27 protein-coding genes are annotated in these 26639 nt (G+C 64.2%); 16 read left to right on the plus strand and 11 right to left on the minus strand.

Going from position 1 to position 26639, the window contains the following annotated elements:
- Nucleotides 1-270: 270 nt before the first annotated feature.
- The 7 genes from X750_RS156415 to X750_RS156385 all read left to right on the plus strand — a co-directional run bounded on the left by X750_RS156415 (nucleotide 271) and on the right by X750_RS156385 (nucleotide 6589).
- A complete protein-coding gene (locus tag X750_RS156415) occupies nucleotides 271-1656 on the plus strand; it encodes a M20/M25/M40 family metallo-hydrolase (RefSeq protein WP_023704221.1) in 1386 nt (461 codons plus the stop codon).
- A gap of 77 nt (nucleotides 1657-1733) precedes the next feature.
- The gene (locus tag X750_RS156410) at nucleotides 1734-2354 is read left to right on the plus strand and encodes a ribonuclease D (RefSeq protein WP_023698188.1); all 621 of its coding nucleotides are present in this window, start codon (nucleotides 1734-1736) and stop codon (nucleotides 2352-2354) included.
- 80 nt (nucleotides 2355-2434) lie between these two features.
- On the plus strand, nucleotides 2435-2641 hold the full coding sequence (locus tag X750_RS156405; RefSeq protein WP_023683046.1) for a hypothetical protein: 207 nt from the start codon (nucleotides 2435-2437) through the stop codon (nucleotides 2639-2641).
- 105 nt (nucleotides 2642-2746) lie between these two features.
- Nucleotides 2747-3001: a GlsB/YeaQ/YmgE family stress response membrane protein gene (locus tag X750_RS156400; protein ID WP_023704219.1), complete on the plus strand. Its 255-nt coding sequence runs from the start codon at nucleotides 2747-2749 to the stop codon at nucleotides 2999-3001.
- 78 nt (nucleotides 3002-3079) lie between these two features.
- On the plus strand, nucleotides 3080-3226 hold the full coding sequence (locus X750_RS1000000164215; protein WP_023686592.1) for a hypothetical protein: 147 nt from the start codon (nucleotides 3080-3082) through the stop codon (nucleotides 3224-3226).
- A 204-nt stretch (nucleotides 3227-3430) separates the two neighbouring features.
- Nucleotides 3431-5707 carry a transglycosylase domain-containing protein gene (locus tag X750_RS156390; RefSeq protein ID WP_023747033.1) on the plus strand — a complete coding sequence of 759 codons (2277 nt, stop codon included), beginning with the start codon at nucleotides 3431-3433 and terminating at the stop codon, nucleotides 5705-5707.
- A 129-nt stretch (nucleotides 5708-5836) separates the two neighbouring features.
- Entirely contained in the window at nucleotides 5837-6589 is a 753-nt protein-coding gene (locus X750_RS156385; RefSeq protein ID WP_023669777.1) for an SDR family oxidoreductase, read from the plus strand.
- A 15-nt stretch (nucleotides 6590-6604) separates the two neighbouring features.
- On the opposite strand, the gene X750_RS156380 is transcribed toward X750_RS156385, so the two are convergent.
- A complete protein-coding gene (locus X750_RS156380) occupies nucleotides 6605-7525 on the minus strand; it encodes a zinc-binding dehydrogenase (protein ID WP_023747034.1) in 921 nt (306 codons plus the stop codon).
- 111 nt (nucleotides 7526-7636) lie between these two features.
- On the opposite strand from X750_RS156380, the gene X750_RS156375 reads away from it, so the two are divergent.
- A complete protein-coding gene (locus X750_RS156375; protein WP_023747035.1) occupies nucleotides 7637-8446 on the plus strand; it encodes a helix-turn-helix transcriptional regulator in 810 nt (269 codons plus the stop codon).
- Nucleotides 8447-8467: 21 nt separating this feature from the next.
- On the opposite strand, the gene ybaL is transcribed toward X750_RS156375, so the two are convergent.
- Both ybaL and X750_RS156365 read right to left on the minus strand, forming a co-directional pair.
- Entirely contained in the window at nucleotides 8468-10258 is a 1791-nt protein-coding gene (ybaL, locus tag X750_RS156370; protein WP_023747036.1) for a YbaL family putative K(+) efflux transporter, read from the minus strand.
- Between the two features lie 185 nt (nucleotides 10259-10443).
- Nucleotides 10444-10893 carry a host attachment family protein gene (locus X750_RS156365; RefSeq protein WP_023704214.1) on the minus strand — a complete coding sequence of 150 codons (450 nt, stop codon included), beginning with the start codon at nucleotides 10891-10893 and terminating at the stop codon, nucleotides 10444-10446.
- 418 nt (nucleotides 10894-11311) lie between these two features.
- Here X750_RS156365 and cysG point away from each other — a divergent pair, with 418 nt between their 5' ends.
- From cysG to X750_RS1000000167345, 6 genes are all read left to right on the plus strand, one after another.
- A complete protein-coding gene (cysG, locus tag X750_RS156360; RefSeq protein WP_023747037.1) occupies nucleotides 11312-12763 on the plus strand; it encodes a siroheme synthase CysG in 1452 nt (483 codons plus the stop codon).
- On the plus strand, nucleotides 12760-13053 hold the full coding sequence (locus tag X750_RS156355) for a DUF2849 domain-containing protein (RefSeq protein WP_023747038.1): 294 nt from the start codon (nucleotides 12760-12762) through the stop codon (nucleotides 13051-13053). Before cysG ends, X750_RS156355 begins: the two co-directional genes overlap by 4 nt.
- A gap of 35 nt (nucleotides 13054-13088) precedes the next feature.
- Nucleotides 13089-14759, plus strand: coding sequence for a nitrite/sulfite reductase (locus X750_RS156350; protein WP_023747039.1), 1671 nt, complete (start codon nucleotides 13089-13091; stop codon nucleotides 14757-14759).
- Nucleotides 14734-15498, plus strand: a complete 765-nt coding sequence (locus tag X750_RS156345) for a phosphoadenylyl-sulfate reductase (protein ID WP_023700114.1) — start codon at nucleotides 14734-14736, stop codon at nucleotides 15496-15498. Before X750_RS156350 ends, X750_RS156345 begins: the two co-directional genes overlap by 26 nt.
- Nucleotides 15499-15612: 114 nt before the next feature.
- Nucleotides 15613-16146: a DUF934 domain-containing protein gene (locus X750_RS156340; RefSeq protein ID WP_023747040.1), complete on the plus strand. Its 534-nt coding sequence runs from the start codon at nucleotides 15613-15615 to the stop codon at nucleotides 16144-16146.
- Between the two features lie 42 nt (nucleotides 16147-16188).
- The gene (locus X750_RS1000000167345; RefSeq protein ID WP_023728539.1) at nucleotides 16189-16311 is read left to right on the plus strand and encodes a hypothetical protein; all 123 of its coding nucleotides are present in this window, start codon (nucleotides 16189-16191) and stop codon (nucleotides 16309-16311) included.
- A gap of 150 nt (nucleotides 16312-16461) precedes the next feature.
- On the opposite strand, the gene X750_RS156335 is transcribed toward X750_RS1000000167345, so the two are convergent.
- Together X750_RS156335 and X750_RS156330 are read right to left on the minus strand one after the other, a co-directional pair.
- Nucleotides 16462-17484 carry a fatty acid desaturase gene (locus X750_RS156335; RefSeq protein WP_023691976.1) on the minus strand — a complete coding sequence of 341 codons (1023 nt, stop codon included), beginning with the start codon at nucleotides 17482-17484 and terminating at the stop codon, nucleotides 16462-16464.
- A gap of 84 nt (nucleotides 17485-17568) precedes the next feature.
- Nucleotides 17569-17769 (minus strand): hypothetical protein, encoded by a 201-nt coding sequence (locus tag X750_RS156330; protein WP_023669766.1) that lies wholly within the window; start codon nucleotides 17767-17769, stop codon nucleotides 17569-17571.
- Nucleotides 17770-18027: 258 nt separating this feature from the next.
- On the opposite strand from X750_RS156330, the gene grpE reads away from it, so the two are divergent.
- Nucleotides 18028-18657, plus strand: coding sequence for a nucleotide exchange factor GrpE (grpE, locus tag X750_RS156325; RefSeq protein ID WP_023737533.1), 630 nt, complete (start codon nucleotides 18028-18030; stop codon nucleotides 18655-18657).
- A gap of 110 nt (nucleotides 18658-18767) precedes the next feature.
- Nucleotides 18768-19400, plus strand: a complete 633-nt coding sequence (locus X750_RS156320; protein WP_023683056.1) for a trimeric intracellular cation channel family protein — start codon at nucleotides 18768-18770, stop codon at nucleotides 19398-19400.
- Nucleotides 19401-19500: 100 nt separating this feature from the next.
- Here the strand turns inward: X750_RS156320 and X750_RS156315 are convergent, their stop codons facing one another.
- The 6 genes from X750_RS156315 to X750_RS156290 form a co-directional block, all read right to left on the minus strand.
- Nucleotides 19501-20388 (minus strand): GNAT family N-acetyltransferase, encoded by an 888-nt coding sequence (locus tag X750_RS156315; RefSeq protein ID WP_027049733.1) that lies wholly within the window; start codon nucleotides 20386-20388, stop codon nucleotides 19501-19503.
- 262 nt (nucleotides 20389-20650) lie between these two features.
- Nucleotides 20651-22939, minus strand: coding sequence for a response regulator (locus X750_RS156310; RefSeq protein ID WP_023747041.1), 2289 nt, complete (start codon nucleotides 22937-22939; stop codon nucleotides 20651-20653).
- Nucleotides 22940-23040: 101 nt separating this feature from the next.
- Entirely contained in the window at nucleotides 23041-24030 is a 990-nt protein-coding gene (locus tag X750_RS156305; RefSeq protein ID WP_023747042.1) for an MDR family oxidoreductase, read from the minus strand.
- Between the two features lie 88 nt (nucleotides 24031-24118).
- Nucleotides 24119-24607, minus strand: coding sequence for a signal peptidase II (lspA, locus tag X750_RS156300; protein ID WP_023686576.1), 489 nt, complete (start codon nucleotides 24605-24607; stop codon nucleotides 24119-24121).
- Nucleotides 24604-25461, minus strand: a complete 858-nt coding sequence (locus tag X750_RS156295; RefSeq protein ID WP_023683061.1) for an RNA methyltransferase — start codon at nucleotides 25459-25461, stop codon at nucleotides 24604-24606. The genes lspA and X750_RS156295 overlap by 4 nt, the downstream gene beginning before the upstream one ends.
- A gap of 34 nt (nucleotides 25462-25495) precedes the next feature.
- Nucleotides 25496-26578 carry a class I SAM-dependent rRNA methyltransferase gene (locus X750_RS156290; RefSeq protein WP_023686575.1) on the minus strand — a complete coding sequence of 361 codons (1083 nt, stop codon included), beginning with the start codon at nucleotides 26576-26578 and terminating at the stop codon, nucleotides 25496-25498.
- Between the last annotated feature and the right edge of the window lie 61 nt (nucleotides 26579-26639).

Here is a 26639-nt window from a genome sequence, read left to right on the forward strand (position 1 = left end):
TCCGAGACACAAATAAAGGTCATCGGCAGTTTTCGCCGAGTCCGGAGCAAGGCCCGTCCCCCGCCTATCCCGGACAATTGCGGCAGCCTATCCCCCCTCTCCGGGCTGCCGCATCGTTTCGAGTAAAGACCGCCGTGGTTCCCCTCCACCACGGCGGTTCTTTTTTGCCTTCTGAAAAGTGGTTACGGTGCGTGGTCTAACGATCGCGGGCTTTTCGTTTTGATGCGCTGCCTTTACGGTTCGGCCACCGAAAAGAAAGGCCCGCAAGACATGTCCTCAATTACCCCCGTCCTCGACCGTCTCGATAAAAATCTCGACCAGAGCCTGGAGCGCCTGTTCGGCCTGCTCCGCATCAAGTCGATCTCCACCGATTCCGACTATGCCGCCGACTGCCGCAAGGCCGCGGAGTGGCTGGTGTCGGAGCTCAAGCTGATCGGCTTCGACGCTTCCGTGCGCGACACGCCGGGACACCCGATGGTGGTTGCGCAGCATGAAGGCCCGGCCGGCTCGCCGCATGTGCTGTTTTACGGCCATTACGACGTGCAGCCGGTCGACCCGATCGAGCTTTGGGAGAACGACCCGTTCGCACCGGCGGTCAAGGAGATCGAGCCCGGTCACAAGGTAATCACCGGCCGTGGCTCGGCCGACGACAAGGGGCAGCTGATGACTTTCGTCGAGGCCTGCCGCGCCTGGAAGCAGGTGCATGGCAATCTGCCTTGCCGCATCACCATCCTGTTCGAGGGCGAGGAGGAGTCCGGTTCGCCGTCGCTGAAGCCGTTCCTCGAGGCCAATGCCGATGAGCTGAAGGCCGATTTCGCGCTGGTCTGCGATACGGGCATGTGGGACCGCGAAACGCCGTCGATCTGCGTTTCGCTGCGCGGAATGGTCGGCGAGGAGGTCACGGTCAAGGCCGCCGATCGCGACCTGCATTCGGGCCTCTATGGCGGCGCCGCCGCCAACCCGATCCGCATCCTGGCGAAAATCCTGGCCGACATCCATGACGAGAACGGCCACATCGCCATTCCCGGTTTCTATGACGGGGTCGAGGAGACGCCGTCGCAGATCCTGAAGTCATGGGAGACGCTGGGCGAGACCGCAGAAAGCTTCCTCGGGCCGATCGGCCTGTCGATCCCGTCGGGCGAGAGGGGCCGCTCGGTGCTGGAACTGACCTGGGCGCGGCCGACGGCCGAGTTCAACGGCATCATCGGCGGCTATACTGGCAAGGGGTTCAAGACGGTGATCGCCGCGGAAGCGTCGTCGAAAATCTCCTTCCGCCTCGTCCACAAGCAGGACCCCGAGAAGGTCCGCGCCGCCTTCCGAAAATTCGTCGAGGCGCGCATTCCCGCCGACTGCTCGGTGGAATTCCACCCGCATGGCGGCGGGCCGGCAATTCAGCTTTCCTACGACTCGCCATTCCTGGCCAAGGCCAAGACTGCGCTGTCGGATGAATGGCCGAAGCCAGCGGTGACAACGGGCAGCGGCGGCTCGATACCGGTGGTCGGCGACTTCCAGACCTATCTCGGCATGGAATCGCTGCTGGTCGGGTTCGGCCTCGACGACGACCGCATCCACTCGCCCAACGAGAAATACGAGCTGACCTCCTTCCACAAGGGCCAGCGCTCCTGGGCGCGCATTCTCGATGCGCTGACGCGCTGAGGAGGCTGGGAAGTTTTCTTGTTGATTTTTCAGCGGATCGCGGCGAGGACGAGTTACGCCGCGATCCGGAGACAACTATGCCCGACATCCGCTTCCACAAGAACGATCTGCCCGACCTCGCCCACTACAATGTCGACGCGGTGGCCATCGATACCGAGACGCTGGGGTTGAACCCGCACCGCGACCGGCTGTGCGTGGTGCAGATCTCGCCCGGCGATGGCTCGGCCGACGTGATCCAGATCGCGCCCGGCCAGAAGAAAGCGCCGAACCTCGTCAGCCTGCTGCGCAACCGCGGCATATCGAAACTGTTCCACTACGGCCGTTTCGACCTCGCCGTGCTCTACAACGCCTTCGGCGTCATGCCGGAGCCGGTGTTCTGCACCAAGATCGCCTCGCGGCTGACCCGCACCTATACCGACCGGCACGGCTTGAAGGACATCTGCTTCGAGCTGCTTGGCGTCGGCTTGTCGAAGGCGCAGCAATCGTCGGACTGGGCGGCCGAGACCCTGTCGCCCGAACAGCTCGAATATGCCGCTTCCGACGTTCTCTATCTGCACCGTCTGCGCGAGGTGCTGGCTGGACGCCTGGCGCGGGACGGGCGCACCAAGGAAGCCGACGCCTGCTTCCGCTTCCTGCCGACGCGTGCCAAGCTCGATTTGATGGGTTGGGACGAAGAGGATATTTTTGCCCACAGCTGATGGCCTTCGGATAACGCTTCCGGCAGCCTTGCAACCAGACACGCGTCGTGGCGTTCTGTCGACTCAATGAGGGGGATGACGTGGCAGACCGCAAACCGATAGCGACCGCCCCGACGGATGGATCCAAGGTCACTGTTCTGTGGAAAGACGGCGCCGGCGTCGTCAGCGAATCCGTCGGCCAATATCGCGACGGCGCCTGGTGGGTCTACACCGACAGCGATACCCAGAAAAAGGTCGACCCGACCAGCTGGCGGCCAGTCTCCAGCGACGATGACGACGATCAATGAGCGCCGCTGGCGGGTGCAACTGCTTTCGCATAGCCTGAAGTCGTTGATATCGAGGCCGATTCGGGGCCTTCCGCTCCGTAGCCTCTCTTCCTGGAGGAACGCGTCATGGGCATCGAAAGCCTTCTCATCTTCATCATAATCGGCGCCATTGCCGGCTGGCTCGCCGGCCTCATCGTCTCGGGCTTCGGCTTCGGCCTCATCGGCAACATCATCGTCGGCATTATCGGCGCCCTGATCGCCGGCTGGCTATTTCCAAGGCTCGGCTTCGCTATCGGCGGCGGCATTCTGGCTGCCATCATCAACGCCACGATCGGCGCCGTCATCCTGCTGGTGCTGGTCAAGGTTCTGAAGCGAGCTTGACGCTCTAAGTTTTCATTCAACGCAATTCCTCAGGAGAAAGCCTGTGCTTTCCTGGAATCGCTGCCAAAGGAGCGCGCCGTGAAACAGAACACTCTCTATCTCCTTGTCGGCGCGCTCGTTGTCGTCGTCATCGCGCTCGGTGCATATGTCTATCACGAACAGACCAAGCCCAAGGGCGTCGAACTGAAGATCGACGACAAGGGCATTTCGATCCAGCAGAATTGAAATATTCGGGGTAGCCAGGGCCTCTGCCTTTTGCGGCAGACAGGCCGCGAGGATGCGGCTTTCGGACCCAGTTGGCGGCAGCGGATTTTAGAAATTCTTAAGGAATTTCAGAAGGGTGCATAAACCCTGCTTTAACGCGCCCTTAAACCGCCGCATCTACCCTCCAACCCGAGCGCCATTGACACCGGGAAGACAGCGCAACGCATGGCGAACCGCAGAGACAGTCGCATCGAACCCAGCTTCGAGGGATCGCCAAAGGCGAAATCCGCGGCCGGTTTTTCGGTGAACGAGGAGGATCGGGTCGTGCCGGCCAATCGCAAATCATCTTCGGCGCGCAAAACCTCCAAGGCAAAATCATCGTCACGCGGCAAGCGCGGCAAACCCCGGCGCGGGCTGTTCGGCGTGATGGTGCGGATGTTCTACTGGTGCTTCGTGCTCTGCATCTGGGGCGGCATCGCGGTGGCCGGCATTGTCGTCTATTACGGCGCCAAGATGCCGGCGGCCACCACCTGGTCGATCCCCGACCGCGCGCCCAACATCAAGATCGTCTCGGTCGACGGGCAACTGCTTGCCAACCGCGGCATGAGCGGCGGGGAGGCGGTCGGCCTGCACGAAATGTCGCCCTACATTCCGGAAGCCGTCATCGCCATCGAGGATCGCCGCTTCTATTCGCATTTCGGCATCGACCCGATCGGCCTATCGCGCGCCATGGTGACCAATGTTCTGGGCCGGCGTTTCTCGCAGGGCGGCTCGACGCTGACCCAGCAGCTAGCCAAGAACCTGTTCCTGAAGCCCGACCGCACGCTGGAGCGCAAGGTGCAGGAGGTACTGCTGGCGCTGTGGCTGGAGCACAAGCATACCAAGGACCAGATCCTCGAAATGTACCTCAACCGGGTCTATTTCGGCTCGGGCGCCTATGGCGTCGAGGCGGCCTCGCGCCGCTATTTCGGCAAGAGCGCGCGCGATGTCACACTTTCGGAGGCGGCCCTTCTCGCCGGCCTCTTGAAGGCGCCGTCGCGACTGTCGCCGGCGCGGGATCCGAAGGCGGCGGAGGAGCGTTCGCAGCTGGTGCTGGCCGCCATGCGCGACGAAGGCAAGATCAGCGCCAAGGAACTGGCCTCGGCGATGAGCGCGCCGGCAACGCGCGCGCCGTCCTATTGGACCGGCTCGGAAAACTATGTCGCCGACACCATCATGGAAGAATTGCCCGATCTGATTGGTGACGTGCGCAGCGACATCGTCGTCGACACCACCGTCGACCTCAACCTGCAGAAGCTCGCCGAAGAGTCGATCCGCCGGCTGATCGACGAGAGCGGCAAGAAGCTCAATGTCAGCCAAGGCGCGCTGGTCTCGATCGACAATTCCGGCGCCGTGCGCGCCATGGTCGGCGGCTACGACTATTCGACGAGCCAGTTCGACCGCGCCTCCGAAGCACGCCGTCAACCGGGCTCGGCGTTCAAGCCGTTCGTCTATATGGCCGCGCTGGAAGCTGGTCGCACGCCCGACAGCGTGCGCAACGACGCACCGATCAAGATCGGCAAGTGGACACCGGACAATTACGGCGGCAAGTATTTCGGCAAGGTGACGTTGGCGACCGCTTTGGCGAAGTCGCTGAATTCCGTCGCGGCACAGCTGACCATGGAGGTCGGCCCCGACGCGGTGGTCGAGGCGGCGCACCGCATGGGCATCCAATCCGATCTGATCGCCAACACCTCGATCGCGCTCGGCACTTCGGAAGTGACGCCGCTGGAGCTGACATCGGCCTATGTGCCGTTCGCCAATGGTGGCTACAAGCCCGACATCCATTTCATCCGCCGCATCACCACGACCGAAGGCAAGGTGCTCTATGACGACAATGGCGGCAGCGCGCCGCGCGTCGTCAAGCAGAACATCGTCGGCATGATGAACTCGATGATGACCGGCACGGTCGAGATCGGCACGGCGAAGAAGGCGGCCTTCGCCTGGCCGTCTGCTGGCAAGACCGGAACCAGCCAGAATTCGCGCGACGCCTGGTTCGTCGGCTACACCGCAAACCTCACCACCGGCGTGTGGTTCGGCAATGATGACGGCACGCCGATGAAGAAGGTCACCGGTGGCGCGCTGCCGGCACAGGCCTGGCACGAGTTCATGGTGGCCGCGCATGAAGGTGTGCCGGTCCGGCCGCTGCCCGGCACCTGGAAGTCGACGCCGCCCGACACCATCGTGCCCGACGATATTCCGTCAGTCGATAACAATCAGGCGGCGCCGTTGCCTGCCGTGGCCGTCAGCCGTTCGGAGCCTGCTGCCGCGCCGGCACCTGCTGCTGTACCGGCACAAGCACCGGTCCGCCGTCCGGCCGAAACGGTCGATGCCGACGGTTTCAACATGCCGGGCGACGGCGGCACCACGGCCTCGATCAAGCACCCGGTACCGCCGGGCAGCGTCGGCGGCCCGGCCAAGAAGCGGAAAACCTCAATCCTGGATATTCTCGGCGGCGGCTGAGCGGCTCGTCATTCTGGCTTCAAACCAATGGCTAGCTGCAATCCGTTCCTCATATGAGAGCTGCGGTGACAATTCGGCCTCTCGCCACCTCTGCGGCATTCGGCTACATCTCCGGCCGGAGTGACAGACATGGCTGAGACCGACACCAGAAAAACCATCGTGCTGACCGGAGCCAGCCGCGGCATCGGCCATGCCACGGTCAAGCGCTTTTCGCGTGAGGGCTGGCGGGTCATCACCTGTTCGCGCCAGGCTTTTGCCGAGGATTGCCCGTGGCCAGCCGGCCCAGAGGACCACATCAAGGTCGATCTCGCCGACCAGGAGGATGTCGGCATCGCCGTCTCGGAGATCCGTCACCGGCTGGAAGCGCATGGCGGGCAATTGCACGCGCTGGTCAACAATGCCGGCATTTCGCCGAAGCTCAAGGACGGCAACAGCCGCATGGATTCGATCGACACGCCGATGCATGTCTGGCGCGATGTGTTCCAGGTGAATTTCTTCGCGCCGATCATGCTCGCGCGTGGTCTCTTCAAGGAGCTTGCGGCAGCAAAAGGTTCGATCGTCAACGTCACCTCGATCGCCGGCACGCGCGTGCATCCTTTCGCCGGCACCGCCTATGCGACCTCGAAGGCGGCACTCGGCTCGCTGACGCGCGAGATGGCGCATGATTTCGGCCCGCACGGCATCCGCGTCAATGCGATTGCGCCGGGCGAGATCGACACCGCGATCCTGTCGCCTGGCACCGACAAGATCGTCGAGACGATCCCACTCAGGCGCCTTGGCGCCACCTCGGAAGTCGCCGACATCATCTTCTTCCTGTGCTCGCAGCAGGCGTCCTATGTGACGGGCTCGGAAATCCACATCAATGGCGGCCAGCACGTCTGAGCACTGACAGACTGCTCATTCAGCGATGGTGAGAACAGCCTTGCCGCCGAAGCTGCGCTGTCGCAGGGCGTCCAGAGCCCGGGCGATGTCTGTCCACGGCACGGTCATGGACACACGGGTTTCCAGCCGGCCAGCCGCGACCAGAGCGAGCAGCGAGGCGATGTCCGCGCCAATGGCTGGACCGGATGTGTAGTAGGCGAAAGTCTGAAGCCTCGCTCCCTCATGGCCCGGAACGAACTGTCTGAAGCCAACCGGCGTGAGTTCGCCGCTGCTCGAACCGAACATGACGATGGTGCCGCCGGGGGCGACGCGTTCGATGGCATGGGCGAGGCTTTGGCCGCCGACCGACTCGGTGATCAGAGAGAATGGCCCTTCGGCCAGTTCGATCGACTCGACGACCTCGTGAGCACCAAGACCGCGGAGATCCTCGGCGTGCGGGGCGGCGGCGATTGCAGTCACCTCGGCGCCTTGCTCGCGGGCGATCTGGATCTGGAAACGGCCGACCGCGCCGCTGGCGCCGGTGATCAACACCTGCTGTCCCGCGAGGTCGCCGCCATGGCGCAAGACCCTTAGGGCCGTCGTGCCCGCCACGGGAAGCGTGGCGGCGGAAACGAAGCTGACCTCATCCGGGATGACGGCGAAGCGGTCGGTCGGAACGGCGACCCGTTGCGCCCAGCCGGCCTCGTCGACCAAAGCCACAACCCGGGCGCCGACGGCAGGCCCGGAGCCATCGGCTGCCGCCCGTTCGACAATCCCTGCGATGTCCTGGCCGGGTATCCAGCCTTTTGGGCGTATGGTGAGCAGGCGCAGTTCGCCGCGGTTCAACGAGGTTGCGTGGACGCAGACAAGCGCTTCGTTGGCGAGGGGTTGAGGTTCGTTGGCCTCGGCAAACGTCAGTCCGGTGGGGCTGTCGGGAGAGATGACGAGGGCGCGCATGGGAAGCCTTCCTGCCGGTTTGTGAAATGCCAGCCGCGAACCAGAGCCTATCGACATCCCGGATCAAAGAATTTAGCTATCATAGCGAATGGTCGCTAAAAGCCGTCAATCATGAGACAGCCTCTCCGCTACCCCTGGGTCAATTTCGACGTCGATGATGTGATCGCTCCTGCAATTGCGGTTCGCGTCGATGTCACCGAAACCAAAGCGGAAGTGGCGACCCATTGGCACCGCAAGGGCCAACTCGTCTTCGCGCTCGGCGGTGGCGTCACATGCCGCGTCCCGAGCGGCCTGTGGATGGTGCCGCCACATTGCGGGGTGTGGATTCCCGGCGGCATGGAACACAGCAATATCGCGACCGCCAATGCGCGGATTTTCTTCGTCTATATCGAGCCGGGAGCCGCCGATCTGCCGGACCGGTGCTGCACGCTGTCGATCTCGCCGCTGCTGCGCGAACTGATCGTCGAGCTGGCCGATTGCGTGGAGGAGGATGAGGCGAGGGACGGGCTCCTGACCACGATCCTGCTCTCCGAACTGCCGCGCATGCCTGTCCAGCAACTGCATCTGCCGATCTCCGCCGAGCCGCGCTTACGGCGGATCGCGGAAGCATTGGCGCAGGACCCTGCCGACCGCAGCACGCTTGCAGAGTGGGCCAGTCGCGTCGCGCTCTCAGAAAGCAGTCTCGCCCGTCTTGTGGTGAAGCAGACCGGACTGAGCTTCGGCCGCTGGCGCCAGCAATTGCATCTGATCGTCGCCATAAGGGAGCTGGCCTCGGGTGCCAGCGTGCAGCAGGTTTCAGGCGATCTTGGCTATGGCTCCGTCACCGCCTTCATCACCATGTTCAAGAAGGCGCTTGGCAAGCCGCCGGCAAAGTATCTCGCCAGCGTCGCGCACAATGGCGGCTCCGCCTTCGTTGGATGATCGATGCGCCTGTGGCAAGCCTCAGGCCGGGGAGGGCTCAATGGCTTCGGGGCGCGGCATCGGCTTTTGCTCCAGCACTTCTTGCACGATGCCGCGGGCGATCTCGCGTTCGCCCATGATGACGGTGTCGGCGCCGAGGCCTTTGAGATGCTCGACCTCGGCATCGGAATGGGCCCTCGCTATGACGTTGATGCCGGGATTCGCGGCGCGTGCCCTGAGCACGATCTGCCCGGCCTCGAACGCGTTGGGGATGGCAAGGATCAAGCGTTTGGCCCCCTGCGGATTGGCGACGGCAAACACGCCCCCATTGGCCGCATTGCCGGAGACGATTTCGACGCCGTCGTCTCTGAGCCTCGCCAGCGTCTTGTCGGCGTCCTCGATGACCAGGAAGGGCAGCGATGCCTGTTTCAGCGCCGCGCCGACCAGGCTGCCGACGCGGCCGTAGCCGATCAGGATGGTGTGGCCCGAAAGCGTTGTGCGTGGCGGTGGGCCATTCTCTTTTGCCGCGGCGGCCACCGAGGCCACTTGTCCGGGCTGCGTCGCCGGGCCGACCGGCTTGGCCTCTTCCGGTGGTGCTGCCTTGGCGGCGCGCGCGTCCAGCCATGGCTTCATCCAGTCGAGGGCGAGGAACATCAGCGGATTGACCAGGATCGACAGGATGGCGCCTGCCAGGATCAGGTCGCGTCCCTGTTGCGGCAACAGCTTCAGCCCGACGCCGAGCTCCGCCAGGATGAAGGAAAACTCGCCGATCTGCGCGAGGCTGGCCGAGATCATCAAGGCGGTTCCCAGCGGATAGCGGAAGGCGATGACGATAACGAAGGCGGCCAGCGACTTGCCGATGACGATGATGGCCAGCGTCGCCAGGATCGGCCAGCCATTGCTCATCAGGCTGAACGGATCGAACAGCATGCCGACCGAGACGAAGAACAGCACCGAGAAGGCGTCGCGCAGCGGCAGTGATTCCTCCGCCGCGCGGTGGCTGAGCTCGGATTCGCTCATGATCATGCCGGCGAAGAAGGCACCGAGCGCCAGCGAGACGCCGAACAGTTTGGCGGCGCCGAAGGCGACGCCGAGCGCGATCGCCAGCACCGCCAGCCGGAACAGTTCGCGCGAGCCGGTATGGGCGACGTAATGCAGGATCCACGGAATGACGCGGCGGCCAACCACCAGCATGACGATGACGAAGGCGGCGACCTTGGCCAGCGTGAGGCCGACGACGCCCCAGATGCCGTAGCTGGCCGGCAGCGACAAAAGGCTCGCATGGTCATCGACCTGCGGCTGGCCGCCGAGCACGCCGGCCAACGCCGGCAAAAGCACCAGCGCCAGCACCATGGCGAGGTCCTCGACGATCAGCCAGCCGACGGCGATGCGGCCGCGCTCGGTCTCGATCAGCCGTCGCTCCTGCAACGCGCGCAACAGCACCACTGTGGACGCGACGGAAAGCGCCAGGCCGAAGACGAGGCCTGCGCCCATCGACCAGCCGAGCATCCATGCGAGGCCGGCGCCGAGCGCGGTGGCAAAGCTGATCTGGACGATGGCGCCGGGTACGGCGATGGCGCGGACGGAGAGAAGGTCCTTCAGCGAGAAATGCAGGCCGACGCCGAACATGAGCAGGATGACGCCGATTTCGGCCAACTCATTGGCAAGACCGGCATCGGCGACGAAACCCGGCGTGTTCGGTCCGACCAGTACGCCGGCGACGAGGTAGCCGACCAGCGGCGGGATGCGAAAACGGTTGGCGAGCGCCCCGAAGATGAATGCCAGCCCCAGACCGGCGACGATGGTGGCGATAAGGGGCGTGTCATGCGGCATTGTCGATGGAGCGCCTTTCGGGAAATGTCGGGTGTGCGCCGCCCGAAGCCGCCGCCTTTTTCAATATGGTGGAGGGGGTGCGGGCGACGCAACCCGCAAGACGTAAATTGGTGGCCAGAGGCACCGAAAACGAAAGGCGCGCGCAGCAAAACCGCTGCGCGCGCCAATACCGAATGATCGATGCGTCACGCCGCCTGCAGCATGGCCTCGATATCGATCAGCGGGCGGTTGGTCAGGGTCTTTGGGATCTCCGCCTGCACCTTGTCCGTGACTTCCTTGTGCAGTTTCTTGCGCATGGTGCCGAGCACCAGCGGTGGCGCGACCAGCACGATGTCGTCGAAGATGCCGTGATGGGCGAGCTTGTAGAGCCGGTCCGCGATCTCTTCGGCAAAGCGTTCCTTGCCCTGCCGGTGCCAGTCGGTTTCCTCAACTGCGCTGCGATGTACGGAGGGGCCGTCATTGTAGCGGCCGGGACTGTCGCTGCCTTGTTCGCGCGTTGCCGGATTGTCCTGGTTCATCTCCTGGAAGAGCTGCAGGTGCGGATAGAGATTGTCGCCCTCGTTCTTCAGGAACAGCGCTTTCTCGCCATCGGCCACCATGACCAGAAGGCCATGTTTCAGGTTGATCTTGCTCATTTGCGGGCTCCTGTTTGAAGGTTCAAATCCAGCCGACGATTGTCTGTTACGGCAGGGGCAGAACGCGTGGCGAAGCGGGAACGTTCCACTTCGTTCGCCGAGATCGCACGCAGCCATATCGAGCCCGATCTATCGTCCATCGGAGCAATGTCCGAGGTGACGGCTTTAATCTACTAAATTGGTAGAATTTAGAAAAAACAATTTTGCAGCTTGGCCGACTGCCGGATAAAAGAGCCGCAGAACAAGGCCTGCGGCAGCAGCTTGAATCCGCCTGGTATGCGGATGTGGAATATTTTTCTCTTGGCCCTTTGGCTTGCGGAAAAGCGATTGCCTCCCGCAAGGGGATGCGCGAGTGGGTTCCTTCAGCTTTTTCGCGTCCGCGCCTAAAACTGCCGAATTGTTCCGGAATCTGTTCGTCATGCCGCACGCCAATCCCAAGCTCACCGCGTTCCCGGTCTTCATGCGGGTCGAAGGCGAAGCCGTGGCCATCGTCGGCGGCGGAGGCGAAGCATTGGCCAAGGCGCGGCTGCTTGATCAGTCAAGCGCGACACTGCGCATCATCGCGGATGTTGCCGACGCCGAATTGCTGAGCTTCATCGCCACGACCGGCGCCATCCGTATCGACGCCCCCTACGACGCCGCGCATCTCGAAGGCGCGATCCTGGTGTTTGCCGCCAGCGGCGACGAGACGCTCGACCGCCGCGTCGCCGACGATGCGCGCCGCCTTGGCATTCCGGTCAATGCCGTCGACCGGCCGGAGCTGTGCGATTTCTTCACCCCGGCGCTGGTCAACCGCGCCCCGGTCGCCATCGCCATCGGCACGGAAGGCGCCGGTCCGGTGCTGGCGCAGATGCTGCGCAGCCGCATCGACCGCATGCTGTCGCCGTCGCTCGGGCCGCTGGCAGCGCTTGCCGCCTCGTTCCGGGGTGCCGCCGAAAAGCTGCTGCCGAAAGGCAACGCCCGCCGCCAGTTCTGGAGCAGTTTTTTCCAGGGTGCACCGGCGCGCGCCGTCGAAGCCGGCGAGCTTTCGCAGGCGCATGACGCCGCCGCCGATCTGTTGCTGTCGAAGGCTCCGGCTTCGGGCCATATCGCCCTGGTCGGCGCCGGGCCAGGTGCTGAGGATCTTCTGACGCTGCGCGCGCATCGGCTTTTGATGGAAGCCGACGTCATCGTCTATGACGCGCTGGTGCCGGAGGCGATCGTCGCCATGGGCCGCCGCGACGCCGAGCGGCTGCCGGTCGGAAAACGCAAGGGATGCCACACCAAGAGCCAGGCCGAGATCAATGCGCTGCTGGTCGAGCTTGGCAGGCAGGGCAAGCGCGTCGTGCGGCTGAAGTCGGGCGACCCGCTGGTGTTCGGCCGCGCCGGCGAGGAGATGGCCGCACTGCGCGATGCCGGCATCGCCTATGATGTTGTCCCCGGCGTCACCGCCGCCTTTGCCGCCGCCGCCGACTTCGAGCTGCCGCTGACGCTGCGCGGCGTCTCCTCGTCGATGGTGTTCACCACCGGCCATGATCTGAAGGGCAATTCGCTGCCGGACTGGGCCAAGCTTGCCATTTCCGGCGCCACCGTTGCCGTCTATATGGGCCGCTCGGTCGCCGCCGAAGTCGCCGGACGGCTGATCGAGGCCGGCCTGTCGCCGGACACGGCGGTTGCCGTGGTCGAGAATGCCAGCTTGCAGAACCGCCGCCGTTTCCACGGCACGCTGGCCGATTTGCCGTCGCTGGAAGAGCGCGCCGACCTGGCCGGTCCTGTGATGACCATCATCGGCGACGCGGTTGCCGGCGCCAACTTTGAACGTTCCGAGCCGCTTGCGGCACATAACTATGAGGGCGCCGCCAACGCGGCCGACGCAGAGGTCGAGCCATGAAGATACTGACCGCAAACCGCCTCTCCGACGGCATCGTCGTCTGGTACGCCGATGGCGGTTGGGCCGAGACGGTCGACCATGCCGACCTTGCCCATGACCAAGCGGCAGAGGACAGGCTGGAAGCAATCGGCGCCGAGGCCAACGCCAACAATCAGGTTGTCGACGTCAATCTGATCGACGCTGAAGTCGTCAATGGCGTCGTCGTGCCGGTGCGGCTGCGCGAAAAGATCCGCGCCGCCGGCCCGACCATCCGGGAAGATCTGGGCAAGCAGGCTGCGCGGGCAGCTTAACAAAATACGGGCGGACGCGCCCTGAAAGACGAAACATGTACCGCTACGATGAGTTCGACCACGATTTTGTCCAGGCCCGCGTCGCCGAGTTCAGCGACCAGGTCGAACGCCGGCTGTCCGGCGAGATCACCGAGGATCAGTTCCGGCCGCTGCGGCTGATGAACGGCGTCTACCTGCAGCTGCACGCCTACATGCTGCGCATCGCGGTGCCCTATGGCACGCTGAACAGCGCGCAACTGCGCATGCTCGGCCACATCGCGCGCAAATACGACAAGGGCTACGGCCACTTCACCACGCGCCAGAACATCCAGTTCAACTGGCCGGCGCTGTCCGACATTCCGGCGATCCTGGCCGATCTCGCCAGCGTCGAGATGCATGCCATCCAGACCAGCGGCAATTGCATCCGCAACGTCACCGCCGATCACTTTGCCGGCGCCGCCGCCGACGAGGTCGCTGATCCGCGCCCCTATGCCGAGATCCTGCGGCAATGGTCGTCTGTGCATCCGGAATTCTCGTTCCTGCCGCGCAAGTTCAAGATCGCGGTGACCGGGGCCGAGCGCGACCGCGCCGCCATCCAGACGCATGATATCGGTCTGCATCTGAAGAAGAACGCCGCCGGCGAGCTCGGCTTTGCCGTCTATGTCGGTGGCGGCCAAGGCCGCACGCCGATGGTGGCGCGCAAGATCCGCGACTTCCTGCCGGAAGCCGACCTGCTGTCCTACTGCACGGCGATCCTGCGCGTGTACAACCTCTATGGCCGCCGCGACAACAAGTACAAGGCGCGCATCAAGATCCTCGTCCACGAGACCGGCGTCGGGGAAATCACCCGGCAGGTCGAGGCCGAATGGCAGGAGCTGAAGGACGCCGAGCTGAAGCTGCCGGAAGCCGACATCCGTGCCATCGACGCCTATTTCGCGCCGCCGGCACTGACCGCCCGGCCGGAAGGCGACGCGGCGATTAAGCTGGCGCGGCTCGATTCCAAAAGCTTCTCGGATTGGCTCGACCAGAATGTCGTGACCCATCGCCATCCCGACTATGCCGCGGTGACGATTTCGCTGAAAGGCATCGGCGAGGTGCCGGGCGATGCCACCGACAGCCAGATGGAAGCGGTCGCCGACATCGCCGAGAAATACGCTTTCGACGAATTGCGCGTCAGCCATGAGCAGAACCTGATCCTGCCGCATGTGGCGCGCGCCGATTTGAAAGCGGTCTACGACGCTTTGGTCGACATTGGCCTCGCGACGGCCAATTCCAACCTGATCAGCGATATTATCGCGTGCCCTGGCCTCGACTATTGCGCGCTGGCGACGGCGCGCTCGATCCCGATCGCGCAGGAGATTTCGCTTCGCTTCGCCTCGCTCGAGCGTCAGCGCGAGATCGGCGAATTGAAGCTCAAGATTTCCGGCTGCATCAATGCCTGCGGCCATCACCATGTCGGCCATATCGGTATCCTCGGCGTCGAGAAGAAAGGCTCCGAACTGTACCAGGTGACGCTTGGCGGATCGGCCGACGAGAACACCTCGGTTGGCGAAATCATCGGCCGCGGCTTCTCTTCGGAAGAGATCACGGACGCCATCGAGCAGATCGTCGACACCTATCTCGGCCTTCGGCTCGGTCCCAGTGAACGTTTTATCGACGCCTACCGCCGTGTCGGTCCCGCGCCGTTCAAGGAGGCGCTCTATGCTGGCGAAACCAAGGCCGCTTGACCGCATCGTCGACGTCGACGACAGCATCGCCGCCAAAGCGGCGGGCTTCGACGCGCTGTATGGACATCTGAGCCCGCTCGACATCATCGAACGCGCGGCGAGCGAATTGTTTCATGACGAGATCGCCGCCGTGTCGTCCTTCGGCGCGGATTCCGCCGTCCTGCTGCATATGATCGCCAAGGTCGACCGCACGCTGCCGGTCATCTTCCTGGACACCGGCAAGCATTTCGAAGAGACGCTGGGCTATCGCGATGCGCTGGTCGCCGATTTCGGGCTGACCAACATCAGGGTGATCAAGCCCGAAGACGCGGCGCTCGAGCGGGTCGATCCGACCGGCAATCTGCACCAGAGCAATACCGATGCCTGCTGCGACGTGCGCAAGGTCGAGCCGCTGGCGCGCGGCGTCGCCCCCTTCCGCGCCTGGCTGACCGGCCGGAAGCGCTTCCAGGCGGCGACGCGAGCCGCGCTGCCGGTGTTCGAGGCGGTCGGCCCGCGCGTACGCATCAATCCGCTGGCGCACTGGACGACATCCGACCAGGCCGACTATATGCGCGCGCATGCGCTGCGCGAAAATCCGCTGGTTGCGTACGGCTATCTGTCGATCGGCTGCTTCCCATGCACGCAGCCGGTGCAGCCGGGCGAAGATGCGCGAAGCGGACGCTGGGCCGGTCATGCCAAGACCGAGTGCGGCATCCATCTGTCGGGACTGGAAGTGTCGCTGACCGACGCATCCCTTTAGCTATGGTGATATTCAGGTGAGGCTGGCCTGCAACGGCGGCTTCCGCCCGGAGGCCGCCGGTTTCGTGTGGACCGGCTTTCGCGGACTTCGATTTTGGGGCTTTAGGAATTTTCGATGATTGAATCGACGACAGCGGAGACCCGCCTCTGGACCCGGACGGGTTTTCGCGAGGACGAGTGGACACATGCCGAAAGTGCGGATGCACTGGCGGGCAATGGCCGCTTCATCCTGCCGTTGCAGGCATTTCTCGGCCTCGATGCCGAGGTGCGGCGCTCGGCCAAGGAGCGGCTTGGCGTCGCGTTGCTGCCGGGCGACCAGCTGGAAAAGATCGCCGACCTGCTCGACCAATTGTCGCTGGTGGCGCTGGCCTTTCCGGCCTTCAGCGACGGCCGCTCGTTTTCCAAGGGCGAATTGTTGCGCAGCCGCTACGATTTCGAGGGCGCGGTCCGCGCCACGGGCCAGGTGCTCGTCGACCAGCTGCCGCATATGCTGCGCCTCGGCTTCGACGAGTTCGAGATATCCAACCCGGTTCTGCTGAAGCGCCTCGAAGAAGGCCGCACAGGCGGGCTGGGCCTTTACTATCAGCCGACCGAAGCGTCGGAGCCGAAGGGGCCGAAATACTCCTGGCGGCGCGTTCGCAACAGCTGACGCAGCGGTAATTTCGCCTGTCTTTACAAAAACTGTGATCTCTTGGCTGTCCGGACGGAAGTATCCGCCAGGGAGGAAGCCGCGCTGATCGGCGGCAACACCAATGCAGCGACCATCATGATCGCCGAAAAGGCGGCTGACGTGATCAGGGCTGCAAGGTCATGATGCGCGAGGAGCGCAAGGCCACCTGAGCAGATCTTCTGGGAGATGCAGCCGCGCCTTTGGTGCGGCGGTTTATTTCTTGTTTTATGCGATCCCGAGGGAAAGCGCTGCGCGCTTTTCCCGGGAAAACCGCTTCACTTTGCTGGAATGCTTTCAGGCCAAGGCCCGCGCTTCGCGAAACGAGATCAGCTTGCGGCGATTCTCGTCCCATAGCGCCAGCTTGACGCAGCGCAGGCTGTCGAGAAGCGTGACGCGGCCGATGCCGCGCAATTCCGGATAGTCGCGCAGCACTTCCTGCAGCCGGTACCCCGGCACCTTGGCCGAGAGATGGTGCACGTGATGGACGCCGATATTGCCGGTGAACCAGTTCAGCACCGGGGGCAAATCGTAATAGGACGATCCGTGCAGGGCGGCACGCTGGAATTCCCACTCTTCGTCCTTCGCCCATTCCGTCTCCTCGAACTGGTGCTGGACGTAGAACAGCCAGATTCCGGCCGATCCGGCCAGGATCACGATCGGCAAATGGACGATCAGGAAAGCGCCGGGGCCGACCAGCCAGATAAGCAGCGCTGCCGCGACCGCGATGCCGAGATTGGTGGTCATCGACGACACCCAGGGCGTCAGGCCGCCGCGCATCATGCCGACCGGCAGCCTCTGCTCGAAGATGAACAGCCAGATCGGGCCAAGGCCGAACATCACCAGGGGATGGCGGTAGAGACGATAGGCAAGGCGTCCCCGCCAAGACAGCTGCCGGTATTCAGCAACCGTCAACGTCCTGATATCGCCCATGCCGCGCTCGTCAAGATTGCCGGCGCTGGCGTGATGGGTGGCGTGCGCGCGCCGCCAGCAATCGTAAGGGGTCAGCGTCAGCACGCCGAGCGCGCGGCCGATCCAGTCGTCGGCAGTGCGGTTGGCGAAGAAGGAGCCGTGGCCGCAATCGTGCTGGATCATGAAGATCCGCACCAGAAAACCGGCGGCGGGAAGGATCAGGATCAAGCCCCACCAGTGGCCATAGGAATAGGCTGCCGAAGACAGCGCCCACAGCGTAACGAAAGGAATAAGGGTGATGGCGAGTTCAAGAGTGCTGCGTCGCCGGTCGGGCTTCTTGTAGCGCGCCAGGATCTTCAACCAGGCGCGCTTGCTGTTGGCGGCCGTCTCGGGGGAAATCATGTTCATCAGGAAGCATAGGCGGGGCGTCCCGCTGCCGCAAGGAAAAGCTCACGCAAAATTACTGCGCGTAATTGTCGCGCGATAGCATCGCTATTGACGGCGTTGGCCGCCGGCCATGCTGGCTTCTATGCCGTCCAGCCGGTCGAGCAGGTCCCGGAAACGGGCGGGAATGTCGGCCTCGGTGCGGAAGGCCGGCAAGGTGCGCAAGAAGCGCGTCGTCGCCTCGGTGCCGAACTGGCGCCTGATGTCGGCGGCGAGCTCTTCGCTTCTGTTGCCAGTATTGCGGTCCATTGTCTCAAATCCTGTGTCGGTTTCAAAACTCCTCCAAGCTTTGAATGGTTCCCCATAGCGGGGTTTTGGCAAGCAAAGGCTGCCGTTACGGTAAAGTTTGAATTAATTTTGAACGTCCTTGCGCCCCGCACCAAGTCCGACGGGCAGCCCGCAACATTGCCTGCTGTGGGCGTCCTCCTGGGCTTGCCCCTTGATTTTTGGCCGCCAAACCTCGATATCGGGCGCAAATCCAAACCATTCGAATGACGGGAAATGGCGATGAGCGACCAGACAAAAGACGAACGCGCGCCCGAGGATATCGAAACGGCCGGGGCCGAGCGCACGCAAGGCGGCATCGACGGCGACTATGAAGCGCTGGTGCGGTTGCTGAAGGAAAACGAGGAGCTGAAGGACCGCGCGCTGCGCGTCGCAGCCGAGATGGAGAATCTGCGCCGCCGCACCGCCCGCGACGTGCATGATGCGCGCGCCTATGCGGTGGCCAATTTCGCCCGCGACATGCTGTCGGTGTCGGACAATCTGCGCCGCGCGCTCGATGCTATCCCCGCCGAGGCGAAAGCGGCCGGAGATGCCGGCTTCAAGGCGCTGATCGACGGCGTCGAGATCACCGAGCGCGCCATGCTGTCGACGCTGGAACGGCATGGGGTGAAGAAGCTCGAACCGGAAGGTGAGAAGTTCGACCCGAATTTCCACCAGGCGATGTTCGAAGTGCCCAATCCCGATGTGCCGGCCAACACCGTCGTCCAGGTCGTGCAGCCGGGCTATTCGATCGGCGAGCGCGTGCTGCGGCCGGCCATGGTCGGGGTCGCCAAGGGCGGCCCCAAGATCGCGGCCACCGAAGCGCCGGTCGAGCCGGGGCCGGTGAACGAGCAGGCCGAGAAGGATGCGTGAGTAGGGTAGGCAGTAGGGAATAGGGAATAGGGAATAGGCAGGCGTATCAATCGCGCGGCTTCGTGTTATTCATACTTTCCCTAATTCCCAATCCCTACTACCTCATGTCCCTGACACCCATCGACCTCCTCGACTATGCCGGCGTCGCCGTCTTTGCCGCGACCGGGGCGTTGGCGGCTTCGCGCAAGCAGCTCGACATTATCGGCTTCCTGTTTCTGGCCAGCGTCACCGGCATTGGCGGCGGCACGCTTCGCGACGTCATCCTCAACCTGCCCGTCTTTTGGGTCGCCAACTCCGGCTATGTGCTGGTTTGCGCGGCGGTTGCGGTGCTGGTCTTCTTCATCGCCCACCGCGTCGAATCCCGCTGGAAATGGCTGCTCTGGCTCGACGCCATCGGATTGGCGGCCTTTTCCGTAATGGGCGCGGCCAAGGGGCTGGCCATCACCGGCTCGCCGGTCGTCTCCGTTGTTATGGGCGTGTTGACCGCCACATTTGGCGGCATCCTGCGCGATCTGCTGGCCGGCGAGCCATCGGTGCTGCTCAGGCCCGAAATCTACGTCACCGCCGCACTCGCGGGCGCCGGCCTCTACACACTTGGCGATCTTGCCGGCCTGCCGCCGCTCGCCTCGGATATTGCCGGCTTCGTCGCGGCTTTCCTGGTGCGCGGCGGCGCGCTGAAATTCGGCTGGACCTTTCCGTCCTACAAGAGCCGCCCGGGACGGCGACCGGAGGATATTCCGTAGGGAGAGGGAATAGGGAATAGGGAATAGGGAATAGGGAATAGTTGGTAGTCAGCAATTCGCGGCAGCCTTCACTACTGCCTACTGCCTACTGCCTACTGCCTCACGCCGCAAAGCGCTGCGCTTCCCCGCCATAATAGTTGACGTAGCGGGCGCCGATTTCCTTGACCGGCATCACCACGAACACATCGACGGTGGAGAACTCACGGTCGATGACGCAGCCGTCGCCGATGCGGGCGCCGACGCGCAGATAGCCCTTGACCAGCGGCGGCATGGCCGCGATCGCCGCCTTGGCGTTGACTGCCTCGATCGGCATCAGATCCATCGAGCAATAGCGGCCGGAGACCGCCCGCACATCCCAGGCGGAGTTGGTCCGGCAGTGATGGGCAAGGTAGGTGAGCGCCTCGGCATGCGCAGCCGGCACCGTGCCAGGGAACGAGGCACAACCGGTCATCACGCCGATCTCATAGTGGTTGATGTAGGCCCAGATGCCTTGCCACAGCGCCTCGATGGTGCGCTTCGAGCGGTATTCCGGCAGCACGCAGGAGCGGCCGAGCTCAAGGAAGCGCTGGCCGGGATGGCGGGCGATCAGCTTGGTCAGTTCGAACTCGCCTTCGGAATAGAAGCCGCCGGCGGTCGCCGCAATCTCTTGCCGCAGCAGGCGGTAAGTGCCGACGATGCGGCGATGCTCGGGGCCGGAGATCGAAGTGTCCAGCACGAGGAGATGGTCGCACAGCGGGTCGAAGCGGTCGGCGTCGCGCCGGTCCTGCGCCTGGAACAGGTCCTTCCTGGCGCCAAGCTCGTCATAAAACACCCGGTAGCGCACTTCCTGCGCGGCGGCGATCTCGGCCTCATTGCGGGCAAGCCGCACTTCGAGATTGCCGATACGGCCCAGCGGTGCGCCTGTTGCGACGGCATCGGCGTTCCGCGCGGCGAGCAAAGCGCCGCCTGCGCTGGGCCGAGTGTCACATTCCGGCATAACTGTATGCACGAGTGATTCTCCTTCGAGCCATCCCTCTTGGCACGGGGATACGGTGTAGGTGCAACAGGATTGTGACAGTACCGTGATACGGCGCGACGGGCAATACTTCGTCGGCTGGCGAAAACCCTCATTCGGCTACCTACGTGACGCGAGGATTTCTCCAGCGTCGCCTTGAAGCGCGTCGCGCTGGGACGATTCACGCGACGCGCTTCAAGTCTTTGTTTTGCGTGTCGTCTTCTCAAAACCGGGGCCACTTTTGAGCGACATGAATTCAGGCGGCCACCTGGCCCTCGACGGCATGGACCAGCGCGTCGGGATCGAGCGGCTTGGTGACAAAGCCGCTGGCGCCATGGGCGAGCACGGCGTGGCGGGTCTTTTCCTGGCTGTCGGCCGAAAGCACCATGATTGGCACCGGCGGCACAGCCATTTCCTCTTCGTGGCGGCGGATGGCGGCGATCGCGTCCAGCCCGTCCATCACCGGCATGTGCAAATCCATCAGCACCACATCGAAGCGATTTTTCAGCCCGGCTTCGGTCACCGCCTCGACCGCGGCCTTGCCATTGCCGACCACTTTCACGCGATGTCCCGCCTTCAAAAGCGTGGCGCGGGCAAGCATGGCGTTGATGTCGTTGTCTTCGGCGATCAGCACCGACAAACCTTGCTGGCGCCCGCCATGGGCACGAAGCGAGGACGCGCCGGTCTTTTCCGGCTTGGGCGGCGGCAAGGCAGGGGCATGACTGGTCAGCAGCACGCGCAGCAGGGTTTCGCCGCGCACCGGCCTCGCCAGGAAGGTGGCGTAGCCGCTGGTGCGGAATTCGCCAAGCATGCCGCGGTCGGTCGGCGCGATCAGCGTGATCGCCTCGCAATCGGCAAAGCCACTCTGGCGCAGGCGCTTGAGCAGTCTGCCGTCGCCGTCCTCCAGGGCCGCGTCGATCAACAGCACATCGCAATGTTCGGCGAAGGGCGTCGCCTGGGAAGCGGTTGCGGCGACGTCGACGGCGCCGCCATGGGCGCGGATGGTGCGGGCGATGGCGTCGGCCTCGACGGCGTTCTTCGACACGATCACGGCGCGCCGGCCGGCCAGGATGTTCTGCCGGTTCTGCGGTGCTTCGGTTGCTCCTGCGGCCGGGATCTCGAAGACGAATTCCGATCCCTCGCCAAGCCGGCTCGACACCGAAATGGCACCGCCCATGGCGGCGACCAGGCGCCTCGATATGGCCAGACCGAGGCCGGCGCCGCCATGGGTGCGGGTCGAGGTGCCGTCGGACTGTTCGAACTCCTCGAAGATGCGCTCCATGTCGTCTTCGTGCAGGCCGGGGCCGGTGTCGGTAACGGTGAAGCAGATGCGGTCGCTGGTATCGGTGCGGGCGCGCGCAATCGAGACCAGCACGCCGCCGGTGTCGGTGAACTTGATCGCATTGCCGATCAGGTTGAGCAGAACCTGCCTGACCCTGCCGGGATCGGCCATGATCATCTGCGGCACGTCTGGCTCGACATGACAGCCGAGGCCGATGTTCTTGGCGAAGGCTTTCGCCGCCATCAGTTCGATGATGTTGTCGGCAATTTCACGCAACGATGTCGGCTGCGGTTCCGGGTCGAAGCGGCCGGCCTCGATCTTGGAATAGTCGAGCAGGTCTTCGATGAGCGCCAAAAGCGCGCTGGCCGAGGTCGAGACGGCGCCGACATAGGTGCGCTGCTCGGGCGACAGATTGGTGTCGGCCAGTAGCTTGGCCATGCCCATGATGCCGTTCATCGGCGTGCGGATCTCATGGCTGACGGTGGCGAGGAAGCGCGACTTGGCCTGGCTGGCATATTCGGCGCGCTCGCGCGCGGTGATCAACGAGGATTCGGCGCGCTTGCGGGCGGTGATGTCACGGGCAATCGCCCGGTGCGAGACGGCGCCGCTATCCTTGTCGCGCACCGACAGTTCGATCCACGAGAACCAGCGCGGACCGTTCGGCGTGCGGATGGAGACGTCGGTGGAACTCAGGCATTCGTGATCCGAAAAGGCGGCGTCGGGAACGATACCGACATCGATGCCGAGGTCGGCCAGAGTCCTGCCGGCAAGGTCGCGCTGATCGGTTCCGACGAGGCCGGCGAAAACCATGTTGGCATAGACGATGTGGCCGTCGCGGTCGCGGTGGACGACGAGATCGCCGAGCGCATCGATCAGCCCGCGAAAACGCTCCTCGCTCTCCTGCATCTCCCACATGCGGTCGGCCAGCGTCTCGATCTCGGCGCGGCTGCGCGCGGCGGTTTCGTCGAGCAAGGCCGTCGCGCGGTGGACGGTGCGGCGGTTGCGCAGGTGCATGGCGACGCCGGCAAGGCCTGTCGCCAGCAGGCCGAGGGTGATGAAGATCGGCGCACCGGTGAGGTGGGAGAGGCCCGCCAGCACGACACTGGCGACCACCGTCAGGAACGGCAGGCCCTCGGACGTGGGGCGCGGCAAATCCGGCGCCAGCGGCGGCGCGGCAACATGCTGCCGCTTGGGCGTCGCCGGGTTCGGCCCGTCGATGCTTTCGGCGCGGCTCTTCTCTTTCCTGGCGGACTCCGCGATCATGCGGAACTCCTTGCCAGATAGAGATTATGGAAAAGCGCGGCGGATCGTTCGAATTTTAGCGGTCATGCATTTTTGCCGCCCGTTCTGGTGGCTTCGGGGCCTCACATATCCACGACCATGCGCCCCCTGATCTTGCCCTCGACGATGTCGTGGGCGGCGGTGATGATGCCGTCGAAGCCGATGGTCGTCGACAGGCCGGCGAGCTTCTTGAGATCAAGATCGCTGCCGATGCGGCGCCAGGCTTCCAGCCGCACAGCCTTTGGCGCCATCACTGAATCGATGCCGAGCAGCGAGACGCCGCGCAGGATGAACGGGGCGACGCTCGACGGCAGATCCATGCCACTCGCCAGGCCGCAGGCGGCGACCGCGCCGCCATAGGCGGTCATCGACAGCACATTGGCCAGCGTGTGGCTGCCGACGGCATCGATGCCGCCGGCCCAGCGCTCCTTGGCCAGCGGCTTGGCCGGCTGGGAGAGTTCCTCGCGCGAAATCACTTCGGCGGCACCGAGGTCGATCAGATAGGAGCTTTCGGCGTTGCGGCCGGTCGAGGCGATGACGTGATAGCCAAGGCTGGACAGGATCGAGACTGCGACCGACCCAACGCCGCCGGCTGCACCCGTCACCACCACCGGGCCGCGATCCGGCAGGATGCCGTGCCGCTCCAGCGCCATGACGCTGAGCATGGCCGTATAGCCGGCGGTGCCGACCGCCATCGCATCGTGCGCGCTGATGCCGTCGGGCAACGGCACCAGCCAGCCGCCGTTGACGCGGGCGCGCCCGGCATAGGCGCCGAAATGCGTCTCGCCGACGCCCCAGCCATTGAGGATGACCTTGTCGCCCTTGCGCCAGTCGGCATGCGATGAGGAGAGGACGGTTCCGGCGAAATCGATGCCCGGCACCAGCGGCCAGCGGCGGATCACTGGCGCTTTCCCAGTGATGGCCAGCCCGTCCTTGTAGTTGACCGTCGTCGCCTCGACCGCGACGGTTACGTCGCCTTCCATCAGATCGGCTTCGCCGAAATCGACGATCTCGACCGACTGCTTCTTTTCGGCGTCGCGCGAAACGAGGATGGCTTTGAAGGTTTCAGGCATCTCTTCTCCTCGGCTTCGCAAAGGCTGGCTCTGGCCGAACTGTGCGGCGACCGTCCGGCGAGGTCAATTGGTCAAAAGAGTCGGGCCGTCAGGCTTCTGGGCCTTGCGGCTTGGCCTCGCGCCGCCAGCCGATGAACTCGTCGAAGACGACCAGCGCCGCGCCGGCCGAAATGAAGGCATCGGCGAGGTTGAAGACGGCGAAGGACCATACCGGCGTGTGGAACAATATATAGTCGATGACGTGGCCGTAGACGGCGCGGTCGATCAGATTGCCGATCGCGCCGCCGATGATCAGGGCAAAGCCGATGCGGGCCAGCACATGGCCGGATGGCGTACGCGTTGCCAGATAAAGCACGAAGGCGACGACGACGACCGCGATGACGACCAGGCCGGTGTCGCCGAAAGACGAGAACATCGAAAAGGCAATACCGGTATTGTAGGTGCGAAACAGCGCCAGGAACGGCATCAGGTCGAGCTTTTCCTGAAAGGCGAGGCCGGTCTCGATCAGATGCTTTATCCACTGGTCGAGCGCGATTGCCACCACCACCAGCAGCGCATAGGGAGACCATGATTTCACGATGTGGCGTCCTCGGGGGCAAGTTTCAGAGCGCCGCGCCGGATCTCGAACAGCATGATTCCGGTGGCGACCGCCAAATTGAGCGAATCGGCGCGGCCGGCCTGCGGAATCCGCAGCAGCCGGTCGCAGCTTTCCGCCAGATTGTCGGGCAGGCCCTGCTGCTCATTGCCCATCATCAAGAGCACCGGTCCTCGGGAGAAATCGACCGAGCGGTAGTCGACCGCACCCTTCAGATGGGTGCCGACCACCAGGCCCGAGAAGCTGTTTCGCCAAGCCAGAAATGCTTCCGGCGTCGCCTTGGTCACCGGCACGGCGAAGATCGAGCCCATGGTGGCGCGCACGGTCTCGACAGAAAAAGGATCGGTAGTCTCGCCGACCAGGATGACGCCCTTGGCGCCGACGGCATCGACGGTGCGGATGACGGTGCCGAGATTGCCGGGATCGCGCACCCGGTCGAGCGCCACCCAGACGTCGCCGTCGTGAGCGCGGATGTCTCTTAGCGGCAGCAGTTTTTGCCGGAAGACGCCGACCACCATTTGCGGATTGTCACGGCGGGTGATGGCGACCAGCACTTTTTCGGACACTTCGAGCACGGTGCCGCCGGCGGCAACCGTGCGCGCCGCCACCTTTTCGACCGCCGCATTGCCGCGTCCGGCCTTGGCGAAAACCAGCGTCCTGATCGACCAGCCGAGGTCGAGGGCGTCGATGACCAGCTTCAGCCCTTCGGCCATGAAGGCGTTCTGCTGGTCGCGGAATTTCTTCTGGGCGAGCGCCTTGATGTCCTTGATCAGCGGATTGGCAAGGCTGGTGACTTCCTTGACCTGCCCGGGCGCGCCGGCGTGCCGCTCATTCATTCGGGACTCCCGGGCATTCAGGTCTCCGGGGCATTCAGGCCACCCAGCGCGAAAACAGCGATGTCGACAGCGCCCGCCCGGCGGACTGCTCGCGGATGATCAGTTCGCCTGATTCAACCGTGCCGCCCATGCCGGCAAAGGTGTCGCGCATCAAGGCATGGATGGCGAAGAAGGAGGCGCGGATGGAATAGGCGGTCAGCACTATGGCGACCGGTTTCGGCGTCAGGATCGCGCGGCAAAGGTCGGTCAGGCCGGGCAGGTCCTCGAACAACTGCCAGACCTCGCCCTTGGGTCCGCGGCCATAGGCAGGCGGGTCGAACAGGATGATGTCGTAGCGGCTGCCGCGGCGCTCTTCGCGCTCGGCGAATTTCACTGCATCGTCGACGATCCAGCGGATCGGCTTGCTGCCGAGACCGGCCATTTCCTGGTTTTCGCGCGCCCAGCCGACCGCCTTCTTGGAGGCATCGACATGGGTGACCTCGGCGCCGGCGCGGGCGGCCACCAGAGACGCGAGCCCGGTATAGCCGAACAGGTTCAGCACCTTGATCGGGCGCTTGGCCGCCGCGATCAGGCTGGCCATATGGTCCCAGTGCGAAGCCTGCTCGGGGAAGACGCCGACATGGCGAAACGAGGTGAAGCGGCCGAGATAGTCGATGCCGTCATGCTTCATCGGCCAGGTCTCGCCCAGCGGTACCTTCGGGAACCGCCAGCGGCCGATGCCTTCCTCGTCGGTGTCGCCGGTGAAGATGGCGTCGGCGCGGTCCCAGTCCCTGGCCGGTAAGGCCTTTTGCCAGATCGCCTGTCCCTCGGGCCGCACGATGCGGTAGGGGCCGTATTGTTCGAGCTTCTCGCCGGCACCGCTGTCGAGCAGTGCATAATCCTGATTGGGCGCCACTTCGAGGATCACCGGCAGGCGCTCAGTGGGCAGGATGCCTTCGCGACGCGCCAGGACACGGGGGGCGGGCTTCGGATCAGACCGGTCGTCCGGTTTTGTTTCGTGGCGTTGCTGTCTGGCTTCGGGTCGGATTGGTACGGTCTCCGGCTGTGGCCGCGCATGTTCGGTCCTGCCTTTTGCGGGCGGACGGTTGTCGCGGCGTTTGTCGCGAAAAGACTTCAAGCAGGAGCGTCTCCGGAGGCGGCAGGCCGCTTTTGGCATAGGGTCACCGGCTGCGCAAACA

Origin of the sequence: Mesorhizobium sp. LNJC391B00 (genome assembly GCF_000502535.1) — a bacterium.
In the GTDB taxonomy this organism is placed as follows: domain Bacteria; phylum Pseudomonadota; class Alphaproteobacteria; order Rhizobiales; family Rhizobiaceae; genus Mesorhizobium.